At 30.5% G+C, this 15232-nt stretch carries 15 protein-coding genes; 5 read left to right on the top strand and 10 right to left on the bottom strand.

The features are described from left to right. Position 1: 1 nt before the first annotated feature. From ACW9UN_RS14675 to trxA, 4 genes are all read right to left on the bottom strand, one after another. Positions 2-679 carry a hypothetical protein gene (locus ACW9UN_RS14675; RefSeq protein WP_459487089.1) on the bottom strand — a complete coding sequence of 226 codons (678 nt, stop codon included), beginning with the start codon at positions 677-679 and terminating at the stop codon, positions 2-4. 2 nt (positions 680-681) lie between these two features. After that, positions 682-1335 (bottom strand): hypothetical protein, encoded by a 654-nt coding sequence (locus tag ACW9UN_RS14670; RefSeq protein ID WP_459487087.1) that lies wholly within the window; start codon positions 1333-1335, stop codon positions 682-684. Between the two features lie 12 nt (positions 1336-1347). Continuing rightward, entirely contained in the window at positions 1348-1686 is a 339-nt protein-coding gene (locus ACW9UN_RS14665; protein WP_459487085.1) for a PadR family transcriptional regulator, read from the bottom strand. Between the two features lie 258 nt (positions 1687-1944). Continuing rightward, entirely contained in the window at positions 1945-2304 is a 360-nt protein-coding gene (trxA, locus tag ACW9UN_RS14660) for a thioredoxin (RefSeq protein WP_459487083.1), read from the bottom strand. 154 nt (positions 2305-2458) lie between these two features. Here trxA and ACW9UN_RS14655 point away from each other — a divergent pair, with 154 nt between their 5' ends. Further along, entirely contained in the window at positions 2459-4612 is a 2154-nt protein-coding gene (locus ACW9UN_RS14655) for a prolyl oligopeptidase family serine peptidase (protein WP_459487162.1), read from the top strand. Between the two features lie 120 nt (positions 4613-4732). On the opposite strand, the gene ACW9UN_RS14650 is transcribed toward ACW9UN_RS14655, so the two are convergent. Together ACW9UN_RS14650 and ACW9UN_RS14645 are read right to left on the bottom strand one after the other, a co-directional pair. Beyond that, the gene (locus ACW9UN_RS14650; protein WP_459487081.1) at positions 4733-5575 is read right to left on the bottom strand and encodes a DMT family transporter; all 843 of its coding nucleotides are present in this window, start codon (positions 5573-5575) and stop codon (positions 4733-4735) included. 202 nt (positions 5576-5777) lie between these two features. Then, a complete protein-coding gene (locus tag ACW9UN_RS14645; protein WP_459487079.1) occupies positions 5778-6122 on the bottom strand; it encodes a HopJ type III effector protein in 345 nt (114 codons plus the stop codon). Between the two features lie 118 nt (positions 6123-6240). Here ACW9UN_RS14645 and ACW9UN_RS14640 point away from each other — a divergent pair, with 118 nt between their 5' ends. The 3 genes from ACW9UN_RS14640 to ACW9UN_RS14630 are packed head-to-tail and all read left to right on the top strand — an operon-like array spanning position 6241 to position 7718. Next, complete coding sequence (locus ACW9UN_RS14640; RefSeq protein WP_459487077.1) at positions 6241-6753, top strand: GFO_1088 family ECF-type sigma factor; 513 nt, start codon at positions 6241-6243, stop codon at positions 6751-6753. Beyond that, entirely contained in the window at positions 6734-7162 is a 429-nt protein-coding gene (locus ACW9UN_RS14635; protein WP_459487075.1) for a hypothetical protein, read from the top strand. Before ACW9UN_RS14640 ends, ACW9UN_RS14635 begins: the two co-directional genes overlap by 20 nt. A gap of 31 nt (positions 7163-7193) precedes the next feature. After that, positions 7194-7718: a hypothetical protein gene (locus tag ACW9UN_RS14630; protein WP_459487073.1), complete on the top strand. Its 525-nt coding sequence runs from the start codon at positions 7194-7196 to the stop codon at positions 7716-7718. A gap of 74 nt (positions 7719-7792) precedes the next feature. Here the strand turns inward: ACW9UN_RS14630 and ACW9UN_RS14625 are convergent, their stop codons facing one another. The 4 genes from ACW9UN_RS14625 to ACW9UN_RS14610 form a co-directional block, all read right to left on the bottom strand. Then, positions 7793-11299 (bottom strand): efflux RND transporter permease subunit, encoded by a 3507-nt coding sequence (locus ACW9UN_RS14625; protein ID WP_459487071.1) that lies wholly within the window; start codon positions 11297-11299, stop codon positions 7793-7795. A 105-nt stretch (positions 11300-11404) separates the two neighbouring features. After that, entirely contained in the window at positions 11405-12574 is a 1170-nt protein-coding gene (locus ACW9UN_RS14620; RefSeq protein ID WP_459487069.1) for an efflux RND transporter periplasmic adaptor subunit, read from the bottom strand. 11 nt (positions 12575-12585) lie between these two features. Then, positions 12586-13917, bottom strand: coding sequence for a TolC family protein (locus ACW9UN_RS14615; RefSeq protein ID WP_459487067.1), 1332 nt, complete (start codon positions 13915-13917; stop codon positions 12586-12588). Continuing rightward, on the bottom strand, positions 13918-14523 hold the full coding sequence (locus ACW9UN_RS14610) for a TetR/AcrR family transcriptional regulator (RefSeq protein ID WP_459487065.1): 606 nt from the start codon (positions 14521-14523) through the stop codon (positions 13918-13920). A 128-nt stretch (positions 14524-14651) separates the two neighbouring features. Here ACW9UN_RS14610 and ACW9UN_RS14605 point away from each other — a divergent pair. Next, positions 14652-15232, top strand: a 581-nt coding sequence (locus ACW9UN_RS14605) for a polyprenyl synthetase family protein (RefSeq protein WP_459487063.1), incomplete at its 3' end; no start/stop codon positions are given.

Genomic DNA, 15232 nt, shown 5'->3' with positions numbered 1-15232 from the left:
GTTACACTATTACATTTGGATATTGTTCTTTTACCAATTTTTTATTTTGATGAAAAACAGATTCTCCAGACCAATAAAACAAAACTAACAACACAAAAATGCCCAAATGAATATTGTTTTGCATTGGATTTAAAAAACTTTCATCGCCTCTAAAATTAGTTATAGAGTTAAAGCAAACAAAAATTAAGTTTAACACTTGTAAAAAATTATTGGTTTTGTTTAAAACTAAAAAGGGTTCTTTTTGTTCTTTTTTCGATTTTTTGTTTTGATAAAAAATTCGAAGAACTAAAAATAATAAAACACCATATAAACAAAAGAAGAAATTTTCTTTGTCTTCAAAGAAATTCATCAATAAAAATAATAAGTAAAATACGGCTACAGTAACAACAATTTTTGGCAACTTAAAAAACCTAATTAAGTGTATAAAAGACTGTTTGTAAAACTTTTTATTGACTGATTTTGTTTTCTCTTTTAACAATTTACTAAAACCGCTATCAGAAAAGTTTCTGTGAATGTTTCTAATTTCTTTTTTAAAATCTAAATCTGGATTTTTAGCTAACCTTTCTTCTAAAATATTGGCAAAATGATCTACAATTTCTGTTCTCACATCATAATATTTTATGCCGCAAGAAAAAATGTAATTGTCTATTTGTAAAAGTTGTTCTTTTGATAATTCCATAGTTATGAAATTTTATATTTTTTGATGGCTTGTTCGTGCTTTTTGTAGAAATAATGACAGATATAAGTAACTGCAAAACCTGCACTTTGAAAACTGATTAAAAAGGGAATAAAACTTTTATCATCGTTAAAATGATTGCCCATAAATAAAGGAAGTACTAAAAAGATGATTCCTAAATACTGTGTTCTTAAAATAAAACTGTAAGTTGTTTTTACTTTAGATTTATACACTTTTGTAATTAAAAAGATCAAGTAAAGCAAAAAACCGATGTTTAATCCGTTTAAAAATCCATTCGTAAAATCTGAGAAACCCTCTGAAAAAACAATATGAAAATTTGTGAAAATTAGCATAGGTAAAAAATAACAAGCCAGATACAAAAAGTAAAAAGGCTTAAAAATTTTTACCGCATTTTTAACCACAATTTTGGACTCATGATATTGAAAACCAAAAAAGAAACTAGAAGATTCTCTAAAATGTTTATCCCATTTTAAAACGGTTATTTTAAAGGCGTTTTCAAAAGAATAATTTTTATTCAAAAAGCTCTCTAAATCTGAAACCATATGATCTAAAACTTCTACTCTTAAATCAATAAAATTGAATCTTTTTTTATCTAAATATTCTTCTACTTTTTGTATTTGTTCTGTTGTTAATTCCATAGCTAAAAATTTTTACTCCAAACTAAATTTAGGATTCACCAAATGTTGCATCGTTTTTAAAAACTCTTGCATTTCTGCCAATTTGTTTACAGTTTCTTTGGTGCCACTTTCTGTTAATTTGTAATATTTTCGAAGTCTATTGCCCACTTTTGCAACCTCAACATCTAGCAAACCATCAGCTTCTAATTTGTGCAATGCAGGATACAAAGCACCTTCTGTAATTTTTAGTTCGCCTTTGGTGAGTTCTTTTACTTTCTGAGTAATTTCATACCCATACATTTTATCATTAGTTTCTAATAATTTTAAAATGATGGTTTGTAAAGAACCTTTGTATAATTTCTGATTTCCCATTTTTGGTGTTTAATCGTTTTATAGTTGAAATGTGTAATTGTTAACAGTAATTGCGAGTTTACGAAGCAATCTTAAAATTTAACTAACAGATTGCTTCACTTTGTACGCAATGAGAATTATTGAAAACAAATATACATAATTTTCTTATGCATATAAAAATTATGTATTAATTTTGATTCATAAAAAAATCCCAAAACTAAATTTTGGGATTTTCATTTATGCTTTAGTTCCTTCCCTTTGGGAAGGTTAGGATAGGCTTTACTTTTCTACTTTTAAAACATCTGCAATTAGCCTTTCTAAATCAGCTTTTGGTAAAGCTCCATTTGCCATTTGTGGTTCTGCATCTACAGGACAAAATAACATTGACGGAATACTTCTAATACCAAAGGCAGCAGATAATTCTTGCTCTGCTTCAGTATCAATTTTATAAATATCTATTTTGCCCTCATACTCTTTAGATAATTGTTCTAAAATTGGAGCAATCATTTTACAAGGGCCACACCAATCTGCATAAAAATCGATTAAAGCTGGTTTGTCTCCTTCAAATTTCCATGCTGCGTTTTCTTCAAAATTAAACACCTTTTCTAAAAAAGTTGCTTTTGTTAAGTTTTCTGTCATAATAAATCTATTTTACACAAAAGTAGTCGTTTTTTTAGGTTGATAATTACAAATCCTGATCTTGTAAATTATCTATATGTTAAAAACTAGCAAATGCTTGATAATGCTGTAAATAACTTTTACATTTAAACCAAAAAATTTCACGAATATGAAAATCAAATTTATTCCACACCTTATTTTAGCAAGTATTACTTTAGCTTCTTGTACCCAAGAAATAAAACACAAAAATATAGAAGTGAATTATCCAGAAACTGAAAAAAAACCAGTTGTAGACACCTTATTTGGCACAGCTGTAACCGACAATTATAGATGGTTAGAAGACGATAGAAGTACAGAAACAGAAGCTTGGGTAAAAGCAGAGAACGCTGTTACTTTCAATTATTTAAGCAAAATACCTTACAAAGAACAATTAAAATCTCGTTTATCAGAAATGATAAACTACGAAAGAATTGGAACTCCTTATACAGAAGGCGATTATACTTATTTTTCTAAAAATGATGGTTTGCAAAATCAGTCTGTTATCTATAGAAAAAAGGGAGATGCTGAGCCAGAAATTTTCTTAGACCCAAATACTTTTTCTGAAGATGGTACCACTTCTTTAGGCACATTAAGTTTTTCTAAAAATGGAAAAACTGCTGCCTATTCTATCTCAGAAGGTGGTTCTGATTGGAGAAAAATTATAGTTTTAGATGTGGAATCTAAAACCATAAAAGAAGACACTTTGGTTGATGTAAAATTCTCCGAAATTTCTTGGTACAAAAACGAAGGTTTTTATTACTCAAGTTATGACAAACCTAAAGGAAGCGAATTGTCTGCAAAAACAGATCAACATAAATTGTATTACCATAAATTAGGAACATCACAAAAAAAGGATAAAGTTATTTTTGGAGAAACTCCAGAAGAAAAACACAGGTATGTAAGTGGTTATTTAACTGAAGATAATAAATATTTAGTAATTACTGCGTCTGTATCTACCTCTGGTAATAAATTGTTTATTAAAGATTTATCGAAACCAAATAGTAAATTAATCACTGTTTTAGATCACACAAAAAGTGATACCAACGTCATCCATAACAGAGATAGCAAATTGTATTTGGTAACCAATTTAAACGCAGCAAATAAAAAAGTGGTTACTGTTGATGCTGCTCATCCTACTCCAGAAAACTGGGAAGATTTTATTCCTGAAACAGAAAACGTATTGTCTCCTTCTACAGGTGCTGGATATTTTTTTGCAAGTTATATGGTAGATGCTGTATCTAAAGTAGTACAATATGATGTTGATGGAAACTTAATTCGCGAAGTAAAACTACCTGGTTTAGGAACCGCTTATGGCTTTGAAGGAAAAACCAAAGACAAAACATTGTATTTTAGTTTTACCAATTACAAAACACCAAGTTCTTTGTTTCAATTAAATCCTGAAAACGGAACGTATACAACCTACTGGAAACCTGCTCATGATTTTAATACTGATGATTATATAAGCAATCAGATTTTTTATACTTCTAAAGACAGTACAAAAGTACCTATGATTATTACCTATAAAAAAGGGTTGGAATTGAATGGGAAAAATCCAACGATTTTATATGGTTATGGAGGATTTGATGTTAGCCTTACACCAAGTTTTAGCTCTATAATGGCTGTTTGGATGGAACAAGGAGGAATTTATGCTGTACCCAATTTACGTGGTGGAGGCGAATATGGTAAAAAATGGCATATTGCTGGTACTAAAATGCAAAAGCAAAATGTTTTTGACGATTTTATAGCAGCTGCAGAATATTTAATTGAAAATAACTACACCTCTTCAGATTTCTTAGCCATTAATGGAGGCTCAAATGGAGGCTTATTAGTTGGGGCTACAATGACACAAAGACCAGAGTTGATGAAAGTAGCTTTGCCTGCTGTTGGTGTTTTAGACATGTTGCGTTATCACACCTTTACAGCTGGTGCTGGTTGGGCTTACGATTTTGGAACTGCTAATGATAGCAAAGAAATGTTCAATTATTTAAAAGGATATTCACCAGTACATAATGTAAAAAAAGGCACAAAATATCCAGCAACTTTAGTAACCACAGGAGATCATGATGATAGAGTTGTGCCAGCACACAGTTTTAAATTTACAGCAGAATTGCAAGAAAAACAAGCTGGCGAAAACCCTGTTTTAATTAGAATAGAAACCAATGCTGGTCATGGAGCAGGTACACCAGTTGCAAAAATAATAGAACAATATGCAGATATTTTTGGTTTTACCTTATTTAATATGGGTTTTGAGCAATTGCCAAATCCGCCAAAATCGGAAATAAAAAGTTAGTTTTTTTATTTTGCAACCCTAAAAATTATCATGAAAATCTCTTAAAATGTATTTTTAATTTTTTGCTAAAAAGAAGAAAAACATGGTTTATACAACCTTAAAATAAAAACTATTGTACTGTTAATTTGTTTTTCTTTTGATATAGATATTGTAAATCAATCCTGATAAAATAAGAATAATTCCTAAAATTGTCCAACCATTATAGATGTCTCCAAACCAAAACGTGCCGATTACAATCGTTATAATTACCTCAAGATATTTAATTGGAGCTACTAAATTGGTTTCTTCTGCCTGGAATGCTTTCGTCATATACAACTGACCAAAATACCCAAAAATACCTGTGCTTAAGAAAAGAATCCACTCTATTAAGCTAGGTTGTATCCAATACTTTATAGACAATAATCCACCAAAAGTAAAGGCCATTATCATAAAGTAATTGATAATAACTAAAGGATGCTCTGAGTTTCCAATTTTACGAATTACCACAAAAATTACCCCTAGGAAAACCGCAGAAAAAATGACAAAAAATAAGCCCAATGTTTCTACATCTGCGCCAAATCCTTTTATAATTAAAACACCTACAAATGCAATTAAAAAAAGCAACCATTGTATGGCTTTAATTTTTTCTTTTAAAAAAATTAAAGCAAAAATAGCAGCAAAAATTGGGGCTGTATATCTTAACGAAACAGCAGTACCAATACTTAAATAATTTAATGATTGAAAAAAACAGGTTAAAGAAATTACGCCTGCTACACCTCTAATGATTAACCATTTTTTGTTAGTACCCCAAAAAGGCACCTTTTGTTTGAGCACTAATGGTATGGTAAATAATAAAGTTCCTATAGACCTAAAAAACACTACTTGATATACATGAAACGTACTTAAATATTTTACAACAGCACCCATCAAAGAAAATGCAATTGCACTAAAAACCATGTATAAAATCGCTTTATTTTGTGTCATATAGTTTGATGTAAATATAACGTAATATATAAACTAATACGCCTTATACTAAAGCAATTTTTGACTCAAACAAAAAATAGAATTACTGCTAAATTATTATAAAAACACAACCCTACACTAAGCAGAAACTGTATGGTTTGTACATTACTCTAAATTCAGTTTGAATGGTATGCATTTTTTATTTTAATTGATAAATTTTACCCTATTTTTTTAAGGTTAATGTATCAGTTGTAAAAGAAAGACCTTCAAAACCAGTTTGCATAAAATTTCTAATATTTTGATGAGAAGTTCCGTTTTTATCACCTAAAACATTTTGATAATGTTCTCCAAAACAGAAAAGAGTTTCCTTTTTAGTAAGTTTTTGTGTGTTTGCAAAAGCGAATAATTTACAAGAACCTGAATTTTCGCCTACTGCGTTTTTAATGTCTCCATTTGTAAATGCTGTTGGTGTAAAGTTATAGTTTTCTTCTATGACTTGCATTGTTTCTGCAAAAACAATTGAAGTTGGATTTTCTTTTAGTTTGGTTTTGAATTCTTCTATGGTCATTTTTTAATTTAAATTGGACTTCAAATTTAATTGAAAAAAGTTGAGTAATTTATCATCTTGTAAAGAAATACAAAATTCTTTGTTATAAATTATTACTCTTTAACGTTATATAAAAAGAATGACCAAACAAGAGTTTAAATACACTATATTTTCTTTGTCAGAACGCATTTATCCATTGGTGGCAAGAATGTTGGGCAATCAAAATGCAGAAGACGCTATTCAAGAAATAATGCTAAAACTCTGGCAAAAACGACACAAAGTTGCAAAACATCCTAATATAAAAGGATTGGTTTTTTTAACAGCACGCAATTATTGTATAGACATTTTACGCAAAAAACCACATTTGGTAGCTAATGCTACAACTCATTTTAAAGTGATAAAAGCGTCAAACGAAAATACTAGTTTAGAATGGCAAGAACTGAATTCCATTATTCAAGAAATTCTAAAACAATTGCCCAAACAGCAGCAAGAGGTTTTTATAATGCGAGATATTGATGGTTACGAATTTAAAGAGATTGCAGCAGCGTTAAACATTAAAATTGAACACGTTCGTGTTTTGGTATCAAGAGCTAGAAAATTTATAGGAGCATCTTTAGAAAAAACATACAATTATGAACGAGGAAACTATTAAAAACATCCTTGAAAAATACAAAGCAGCAAAAACTTCTTTAGAAGAAGAAAAAAAGTTGTTTTGCAGTATTCAAAAAATGGACAAACCCTTAAAAAAATGGTCTTTTTTTGTGAAACAAAACCAAAATAAAATTCCTGAAAACTTAAATGATAAATTGTGGGTATCATTTGAAGAAAAAACAAAAACGCCTCATACATTTAACGTTAGTTTATGGGCTATGGCTGCTTCTTTAGCCTTTTTGTTTTCGGTGTTTGTGTATAATACATACACAGATAAAATGTCTGAAAGTGAAAAATCTGCATTGTTAGAAGAAGCTAAAAAGATGTTTGTAGATAAAAATAAAGAGCAGAAAATCTATAAAAAAATCTTAGAAAACGATTTAATTATTGTGTATACAAAAACGAATTAAAAAATTTATTCATATCTAAATATTTAAAAAAATGAAAAAAATAATAATGGTAGCAGTTTTAATGTTGTGCTCAATTTCAATAGCTTACGCCCAACAAAATGGTAATCTTAAAACAAGTGCTACACCAGTAAAAAAAACTGATAAGGAAAGTTTATTAATACAATTAAAAGAGGGTGCAAAACCAAAGATTATTGTAGATGGTAAGGTATTCGATTTTCCTATGGAACTAATTGATCAAAGCAAAATAGCTTCAGTTTTTGTTGTAAAAGGCAAAGAAGCAATTAAAAAGTATGATGCACCAAATGGTGTTATTTTGATAAAAACAAAAGGAGCAGATCAACTAGATTTTTCTAATATTGATGTAACGCAAAAGCATAAAATCGATAATAAACAGCATCCAAAGGTAATTCTTGACGGAAAAGTTGTTAATAAAAGTATATTAGATACTTTAAGTTCTAATAAAATTGAAAAAGTAGAGATTGTAAAAGGCAAGAATGCTTTGAAGTTGTATAATGCACCAAATGGTGTTATTATTATTACCACTAAAAAAATGTAGTTTGTACAGGGTATAAACAATAAAAAAGGGTTAGCATTATGATAAAGCTAACCCTTTTTTGTAATTTATTTTACTTATCCTAGTTTTTGAATTTGTTCTTCTAATTCTAGTTGTTTATCACTTTTATTTCCTTTCAACCACATTTTAAATTGTGTGATTAAGAAAAATAAAATAGGCACTACCACTAAGGTTAAGAAAGTAGCTACAAAAAGGCCATAAATTACGGTCCATGCTAAAGGACCCCAGAAAATTACGTTATCTCCACCCATATAAATTTTAGCATCAAACTCACTAAAAAGAGAGAAGAAATCGATATTTAAACCAATTGCTAACGGAATTAATCCTAAAATGGTGGTAATTGCTGTTAATAAAACCGGACGCAAACGAGCTTTACCTGCTTTTACAACGCTTTCAAAAAGGTATTCTTTTGGTAAATATTCATTTTCACCTAAGCCTACTTCTTCCTTTTTTCTATCGATTAATAATTGCGTATAATCAAGAAGTACAACACCGTTATTAACCACAATACCTGCTAGAGATATAATTCCCATCATGGTCATCATAATAACAAAAGAAGAACCTGTTAACACAATACCTCCAAAAACCCCAATAAAACTCAAGAAAATAGCAATCATAATGATTCCTGGTTTTGAAACCGAGTTGAATTGGAAAATCAAAATAAAGAAAATCAATGCTAACCCTTTAAAAAATGCTCCACCTAAAAAGGCTTGTTGTTTGTTTTGTTCTTCAATTTGACCTGTATAATCAATTTTAATATTTTCAGGTTTTTCAGTAAAGTTTTTCATCTCTTCACGAATCTGATTTACAACTGCAGCAGCATCTACATAACCTGGCGCTAATTGAGAATATACAGTAACCACACGTTTGGTATCTCTGTGTTTAATAGCACTAAAGCCAGAACTATTGCTTTGTTTTGCAATTGCCGAAATTGGAACCGCTTTTATTTGTCCGTTTGATGGATCTCTAAACGTTATTTTCTGATTAAATAGCGCACTTTTGTTATATCTAATATCTTCTTTAAAACGCACATTAATATCGTAATCATCACCATCTTCTTTATAAATACCTGCTTTAGCTCCAAAAATTGCGTTACGTAATTGTTGCCCAACTTGACCTGTTGAAATCCCTAGTTCTCCTGCTTTTTTGCGGTCAACAACAACTTTCATTGATGGTTTGTCTTTGTTTACATCAATCTTTAACTCATCAACACCAGGTACATTTCTTGTATTTACATAAGCACGCATTTTTTCTGCTGTTGCAATCAACTCTTCGTAATTATCACCTTTAAGTTCAATATTTATAGGCGCACCTGCAGGTGGTCCATTAGCATCTTTTTCTACAGAAATTAAGACTCCAGGATAAACACCAGTTAAGGCTTCTTGCACTTTTTGACGTAATTCTTCACTATCTAAACCACGCCTATATTTGTATTGGCGCATAGAAGCTGTGATTTTACCTTTATGTGGCATTTCTGCAGCAGAACCTCCATCAGTTTGTGGATTTCCAGCACCTTCACCTACTTGAGAAACGGAGCTTTCTACCATAAAGTTTCTATCACCATCCATATACATCTCTTGATTTAAGATACCATATACACGTTGTTCTATTTCTTTGGTAATTTTATTGGTTTCGTAAATGTCTGTTCCTTGTGGATATTCGATATAAACAACCACTTGATTGGGTTTGTTGTCTGGAAAGAATTCAATTTTGGTTCTCTGAGTTCCTACAGACCATCCAAAACCAGCAAAAGCTGCAAATAAAAGTACAAATGTACCAATAGTAATTGCAATAGGTTTCCACCCTTTTAAAGCGCCTCTTAAAGTTATTTCATAGGCATTTTCTAGCCAAACTAAGGTATTTCTTTGAAAGTAGTTTGCGGCTTTTCTTAAAATGAATCTGTACACCCATAACATAATTGCGGTAAATACCATTACTGAGCCTAAACCTCTGAATTCGCCGCCAAAAACAAGAATTAAGAGTCCAATTCCGCCAATGATAGAGGAAACAAATATGATTCTTTTTAGAGGCATATCTTTATCTTCTGTTGTCATAAATTGAGATACTAATACAGAATTAAAGAAAATAGCAACTACTAAAGATGAACCTAAAACAACCGAAAGCGTAATTGGGAAATAGATCATAAACTGCCCAAAAAGCCCTGGCCATAAACCTAAAGGCACAAAGGCTGCAACTGTAGTTACTGTAGATATGATAATAGGATATGCAATTTCGCCAATACCTTTTTTAGCAGCTTCTACTCTACTTAAACCCTCTTCATCCATTAAACGATATACGTTTTCAACAACTACAATTCCGTTGTCAACCAACATTCCAAGCCCCATAATTAATCCGAAGAGAATCATGGTATTTAAGGTGTAGCCCATTGCACCAAGAATCATTAAAGACATAAACATAGACATTGGTATGGCAAAACCAACAAACAATGCATTTTTAAAGCCTAAAAAGAACATTAAAACGGTTACTACTAATATGATTCCGAAGATGATGTTGTTTACCAAATCATCTACTTGACCAATGGTTTTGTCCGACAAATCATTAGTGATGCTTACTTCTAAATCTGCTGGAAAATATTCGTTTATGGCTTTATCTACCAAAACTTTAATTTCGTCTGCAGCAGCTACCATGTTTTTACCAGCACGTTTTTTAACATCTAACATTACTACCTGTTTACCATCTTTTCTGGCAAAAGTTGTTTTGTCTTTTTCTCTAAAACTAACTGTAGCAATGTCTTTTAAGTAGATTGCATTACCTTTTTCAGATTTAATTACAAAATCTTCAAGCTCAGAAGGCTTGTCGATTTCACCTAAAATTCTGATGGTTCTTCTTTGTCCGCTAGCAATTAAATTACCTGCAGAAGAGGTGATATTTCCGTTTTGGATGGCCCCAACAATATCATTAAAACTTACTTCCATAGCCATCATTTTATAAATGTCTACAGCAATTTCAACTTCTCGTTCTTGTACACCTCTAATTACAGCTTCTTTAACTTCTGTTAGGTCTTCGATATCATCTTGCAGATATTCACCAAATTCTTTTAGTTTTTGAAGCGGATAATCACCAGAAATATTTACGTTAAGAAATGGAATTTCTTCCGAAAGGTTTAAGTCGAACGCATTAGGATCTACTTTTGCGCCATTAAATGTTGGCCAATCTTCAGATGCTTTTTCTGTATCTAGTTTATCTTTTACTCGTTGTTTGGCAACTTCAACATCCATATCATCATCAAATTCTACGATAATCATAGAATAATCTTCTTGAGATGTTGAGGTAATTTCTACAACACCACTTAAGTCTTTTAATTGGTCTTCAAGCGGATCTGTAATGAGTTTTTCTATATCTTCAGCAGTGTTACCAGGATATAACGTACTGATATAAATTTTGGTTTCTTTAATTTCTGGAAAATCTTCTCTTGGCATACTAAAGTATGCAGAAATTCCAAGAATAAGAATTAAGAAAATAGCAACATACATGGTGGTTTTGTTGTTAATTGCCCACGATGAAAGCTTAAATTCTTTATCTGTTTTTTTTTGATTAGTCATTAGATGATTTTTTTATTGTTTTGTTGATGAGTTCTCGATACAATTTTTGGTATCGGAAAATCACTCAAACTGACATATTTATTTACTGAAAACTGTAACTGCATACTATTTACTAATTTTCACTTCTTGACCATCTTTTACAGTTCTTGCACCAGCTTCTATCAATTGGTCTCCCACATTAACACCGTTTAAAATTTCGATAATGTCTCCCTGTGTTTTTCCTGTTTTTACAACCACTTGTTTAGCAGTTCCTTTATCACCTTTAATATTTTTAACAACGTATACATATTGTTTACCTTCTGCATTTTCTGAAATGATACTTTGTGGAATTAAAACTGCTTCAGGATTGGTATAATCGTTAATTTTTAATTTTGCTGTTAAGTTTGGTTTAATACTTCTATCTTGGTTTGGCACACCAATTTCTATACTGAATGTTCTGTTAGCTGGGTTGATAAAATTACCTGTTTGACGCACTTTTGTAGCTACAGTTTTACCCAAAACAGGAAAATTAATAGTTACAGATTTGCCAGGTGTAATGCTAGATATGTAGGTTTCTGGTACATCTGCTTCAATAAACATATTACCTAAGTTTACAATTCTAAAAACTTCAGATCCTGGTCCTGGAGAAACAACTGTACCTTGGTCTTTTATAACATCATCTATAATACCAGAAAAAGGCGCTCTAATGGTTGTTTTATCGAACTGTTTTTTAAGCTGAGCCAAAGCATTTTTTTGAGCTTCGTAGTTGGTTTTGGCTTGTAAAAACTGAATTTCGGAACCAATTTTTTCGTCCCATAATCTTTGTTGACGCTCATAAGTGGTTTTAGCTAAAGCTGTTGTAGCCTCTAATTGTGCTACTTGTTGTGCCATACCACTATCATCAATTTTAGCTAAAGCTTGGCCTTTGGTAACGTTTTGACCTTCTTTTACATACACTTTCTCTAACCTACCAGCCATTTCTGGATAAATTAAAACGTTTTGTTTTGTTTTTACATTACCCTGTAATTCTAAATAATGTGTAAACACTTCATTTTTAGCTTTAAAAGCAGTTACTAAAGGTACTCTTTTAAGTGTATCTAACTTTTCGATTTCTGTGTTTAACAGTTTTATATTGTCAGAAATTTCTTGCATTTTCTTATCCAATTCAGATTTTTTGGTTCTAATCTGTTTTAGGTTGTTGGTAGCAATTATTTCTTCAATAGATTGCTCTTTTTTATCTCCTCCGCAAGAAGATAAAATGAATAGTGCGAGTAGTAGTGAATATATTTTTCTCATTTCTGATTTGGTTATTTAATTGGAATATTTAATGCGTTTTCTAAAGTTGCTTTTTTAGCAATAATGTTTAACATTGCTTGTACATAAGCGTTTTGCTGCGAGTATAGTTGATTTTGTGCTTGCAATAAATCGAAACTTGTGGTTATACCTTCGTTGAATTTTATTTGTTGTTTTTTTTCTATTCTTTCTGCAAGATTTAGGTTTTTTTGTGCAGTTTGGTAATTGTCGATACTTAATTGATAATCGCTTTTTGCACTTTGAACAGCCAAACTAAGTTTTTGCTTGGTTTCTTCTAAACGAATATCTGCATTTTCTAAGGCAAACTTTGCTTGTGCTGTTTTTGCTTTTCTACCAAAACTACTAAAAATTGGTACATTTAAACTTACCCCAAATAATGAGGATTGAAACCAGCGTTGTTCTCCTTTAAAAAAGGTAAAACTGTTAGAAAAAGCTTGTGTACCATAATTTACAAATGCATTTAAACTTGGTAAATTTTTACTTTTTTCTAATTGCACCATCAACCGTTTTGTTTCTCTATCGTTCTCGGCAATTTTAAAATCGATATGATTATCAATATTAAATTCCGTAACCAGTAAATTTAAATCTGTATTTGCTAAAACTAAAGATTCAAGTGTATCTGTTAACACAATTTGAGTATCTATATCATTGCCTAAAGCAATATTTAGCATCTTATAAGCAATCGTTTTTAATCTATTTGAAGCTTTAAGATTATTCTCTAGATTACCTTTAATAATTTCGAACTGCTCTACATTTTCTTGTTCTGTTAATCCATTTTCGTAAGCGACTTTAGTTTCTTTTAGAATTTTATCATTTACCTGTTGATTTCTTTTAAGGATTTCAATACTTTTTTCGGTAACTAAAATATTTCCGTAAGCGTTAATAACAGCCTCTCTAGTAAGTAATTCTGTTTTTTCTTTGGCTTGTTCAGAAATTTTTAAATAGGTTTTAGAAGCTTGTAATCCTACCAAATACGAACCATCAAAAAGCAACTGTGTTAAAGTTACAGAAGCATTTACGTTTTGTTTTGTTCCAAAAACAAACTCTTCGTTTACTCCATCTCCATTAATATCTGCAACGCTTATGGGTTGCTTAATATAGTTTTGATAATCTAAACTTCCGTTAATTTGTGGCAATCCAATAGTAGTAGTTTCCCAAACCGTTTCTTTGGCAATTTTAATATCGTTTTCGGCGGCTTTTGCATTATAGCTATTAGTGAGCGCAATTTTTATAGCTTCATTTAAAGAAAGTTCTATAGTTTTTTTTTGCGCATTTAGCGAAATTGAAAATGCTAAAAAAGAAATGATGTATATGTATTTCTTCATTTATAATTGGTTATTTTTGAGTTGATGTTCTAGTTGTTGTATCCCTTTTGCTGTGCAAATACCTCTGAGGTGATATTCTAGGTAAAAATTCATTATTGTTTTCATAGAGTAGTTGTTTAACGGAAATAAATCTTTGTTCTTTATGCTAATCATACCATTAAAATAGATGCGCGAAATAAATTCATAATCAATATTTTTTCTGTAAACACCTATTTCAACGCCATATTTTAAATTTTCTACAATACAACCCTGCATAATTTGAAATTGTTTTTCTTTTAATGATTCATATATTTTGGGGTAATATTTTTGAAGTTGATACTGAGGAGATGATTTTTCGTCTTTTAAATGATTCATTACAAACTCTTTAATATAAAAAAGCTCATCTATAGGGTTTTCTTTTAATGCGCAAATTTTATCAATACCATCAGAAATAACACAAAAAGTATGCTTAGTTACAGCATCAACCAATTCTGTTTTATTTTTAAAATATTTGTAAATTGTTTTTTTAGAAACACCTAAAGCACTGGCAATTTCATCCATCGTAACACTCTTAAAACCCAAGTTTAAGAATAATTCATTCGATTTTTCTAAAATTTTTTGTCTCATAACTGTCAGCAAAAGTACAACAGGAAACTTAAGAAACAAAAAAAGTTTCCAAAGTTTTAATGTTTTTTTAACATTCGAATTAAAAAGTGATATTTGTTTACATTATTTTTACAAAAAAATATACAGATTTGGACATTTTACATTATCAACAGAAATTTTTAGAATATTTAGAATCAAAAAATTGGATTCAAGAACCTAAAAACCTTTATGAACCTGTAGATTATATTTTACAGTTGGGTGGTAAAAGAATAAGACCAGTTTTAGCCTTAATGGCTGCAGATATTTTTGGTAAAGATTACCAAGAAGCATTACCAGCAGCTTTGGCAATTGAGGTTTTTCATAACTTTACTTTGGTGCATGATGATATAATGGATGATGCGCCTTTAAGAAGAGGAAAACCAACAGTTCATGAAAAGTGGGATGTTAATACAGGCATTCTTTCTGGTGATGCTATGTTAATTTTAGCGTATCAATATTTTGAGAATTACGCGCCTGATGTATTTCAGAAATTGGCAAAATTATTTAGTAAAACAGCTTTAGAGGTTTGTGATGGTCAGCAATTAGATGTTGATTTTGAAACTAGAAATGATGTTACTATAGCTGAATATATTAACATGATTCGTTTAAAGACTTCGGTTTTGGTAGCAGCTGCTTTAAAAATGGGAGCAATAGTTGCAGAAACAAATCACCAAAATGCCAACTTAATTTA

The organism is Polaribacter litoreus (assembly GCF_054584775.1).
This window is presented reverse-complemented; position numbering and strand designations above follow the sequence as displayed.

Coding starts and splice junctions, on each gene's coding strand:
- ACW9UN_RS14625 (WP_459487071.1), bottom strand. CDS start 11,299: ATGACTAATCAAAAAAAAACAGATAAAGAATTTAAGCTTTCATCGTGG.
- ACW9UN_RS14640 (WP_459487077.1), top strand. CDS start 6,241: ATGACCAAACAAGAGTTTAAATACACTATATTTTCTTTGTCAGAACGC.
- ACW9UN_RS14635 (WP_459487075.1), top strand. CDS start 6,734: ATGAACGAGGAAACTATTAAAAACATCCTTGAAAAATACAAAGCAGCA.
- trxA (WP_459487083.1), bottom strand. CDS start 2,304: ATGACAGAAAACTTAACAAAAGCAACTTTTTTAGAAAAGGTGTTTAAT.
- ACW9UN_RS14615 (WP_459487067.1), bottom strand. CDS start 13,917: ATGAAGAAATACATATACATCATTTCTTTTTTAGCATTTTCAATTTCG.
- ACW9UN_RS14665 (WP_459487085.1), bottom strand. CDS start 1,686: ATGGGAAATCAGAAATTATACAAAGGTTCTTTACAAACCATCATTTTA.
- ACW9UN_RS14610 (WP_459487065.1), bottom strand. CDS start 14,523: ATGAGACAAAAAATTTTAGAAAAATCGAATGAATTATTCTTAAACTTG.
- ACW9UN_RS14630 (WP_459487073.1), top strand. CDS start 7,194: ATGAAAAAAATAATAATGGTAGCAGTTTTAATGTTGTGCTCAATTTCA.
- ACW9UN_RS14645 (WP_459487079.1), bottom strand. CDS start 6,122: ATGACCATAGAAGAATTCAAAACCAAACTAAAAGAAAATCCAACTTCA.
- ACW9UN_RS14620 (WP_459487069.1), bottom strand. CDS start 12,574: ATGAGAAAAATATATTCACTACTACTCGCACTATTCATTTTATCTTCT.
- ACW9UN_RS14675 (WP_459487089.1), bottom strand. CDS start 679: ATGGAATTATCAAAAGAACAACTTTTACAAATAGACAATTACATTTTT.
- ACW9UN_RS14650 (WP_459487081.1), bottom strand. CDS start 5,575: ATGACACAAAATAAAGCGATTTTATACATGGTTTTTAGTGCAATTGCA.
- ACW9UN_RS14670 (WP_459487087.1), bottom strand. CDS start 1,335: ATGGAATTAACAACAGAACAAATACAAAAAGTAGAAGAATATTTAGAT.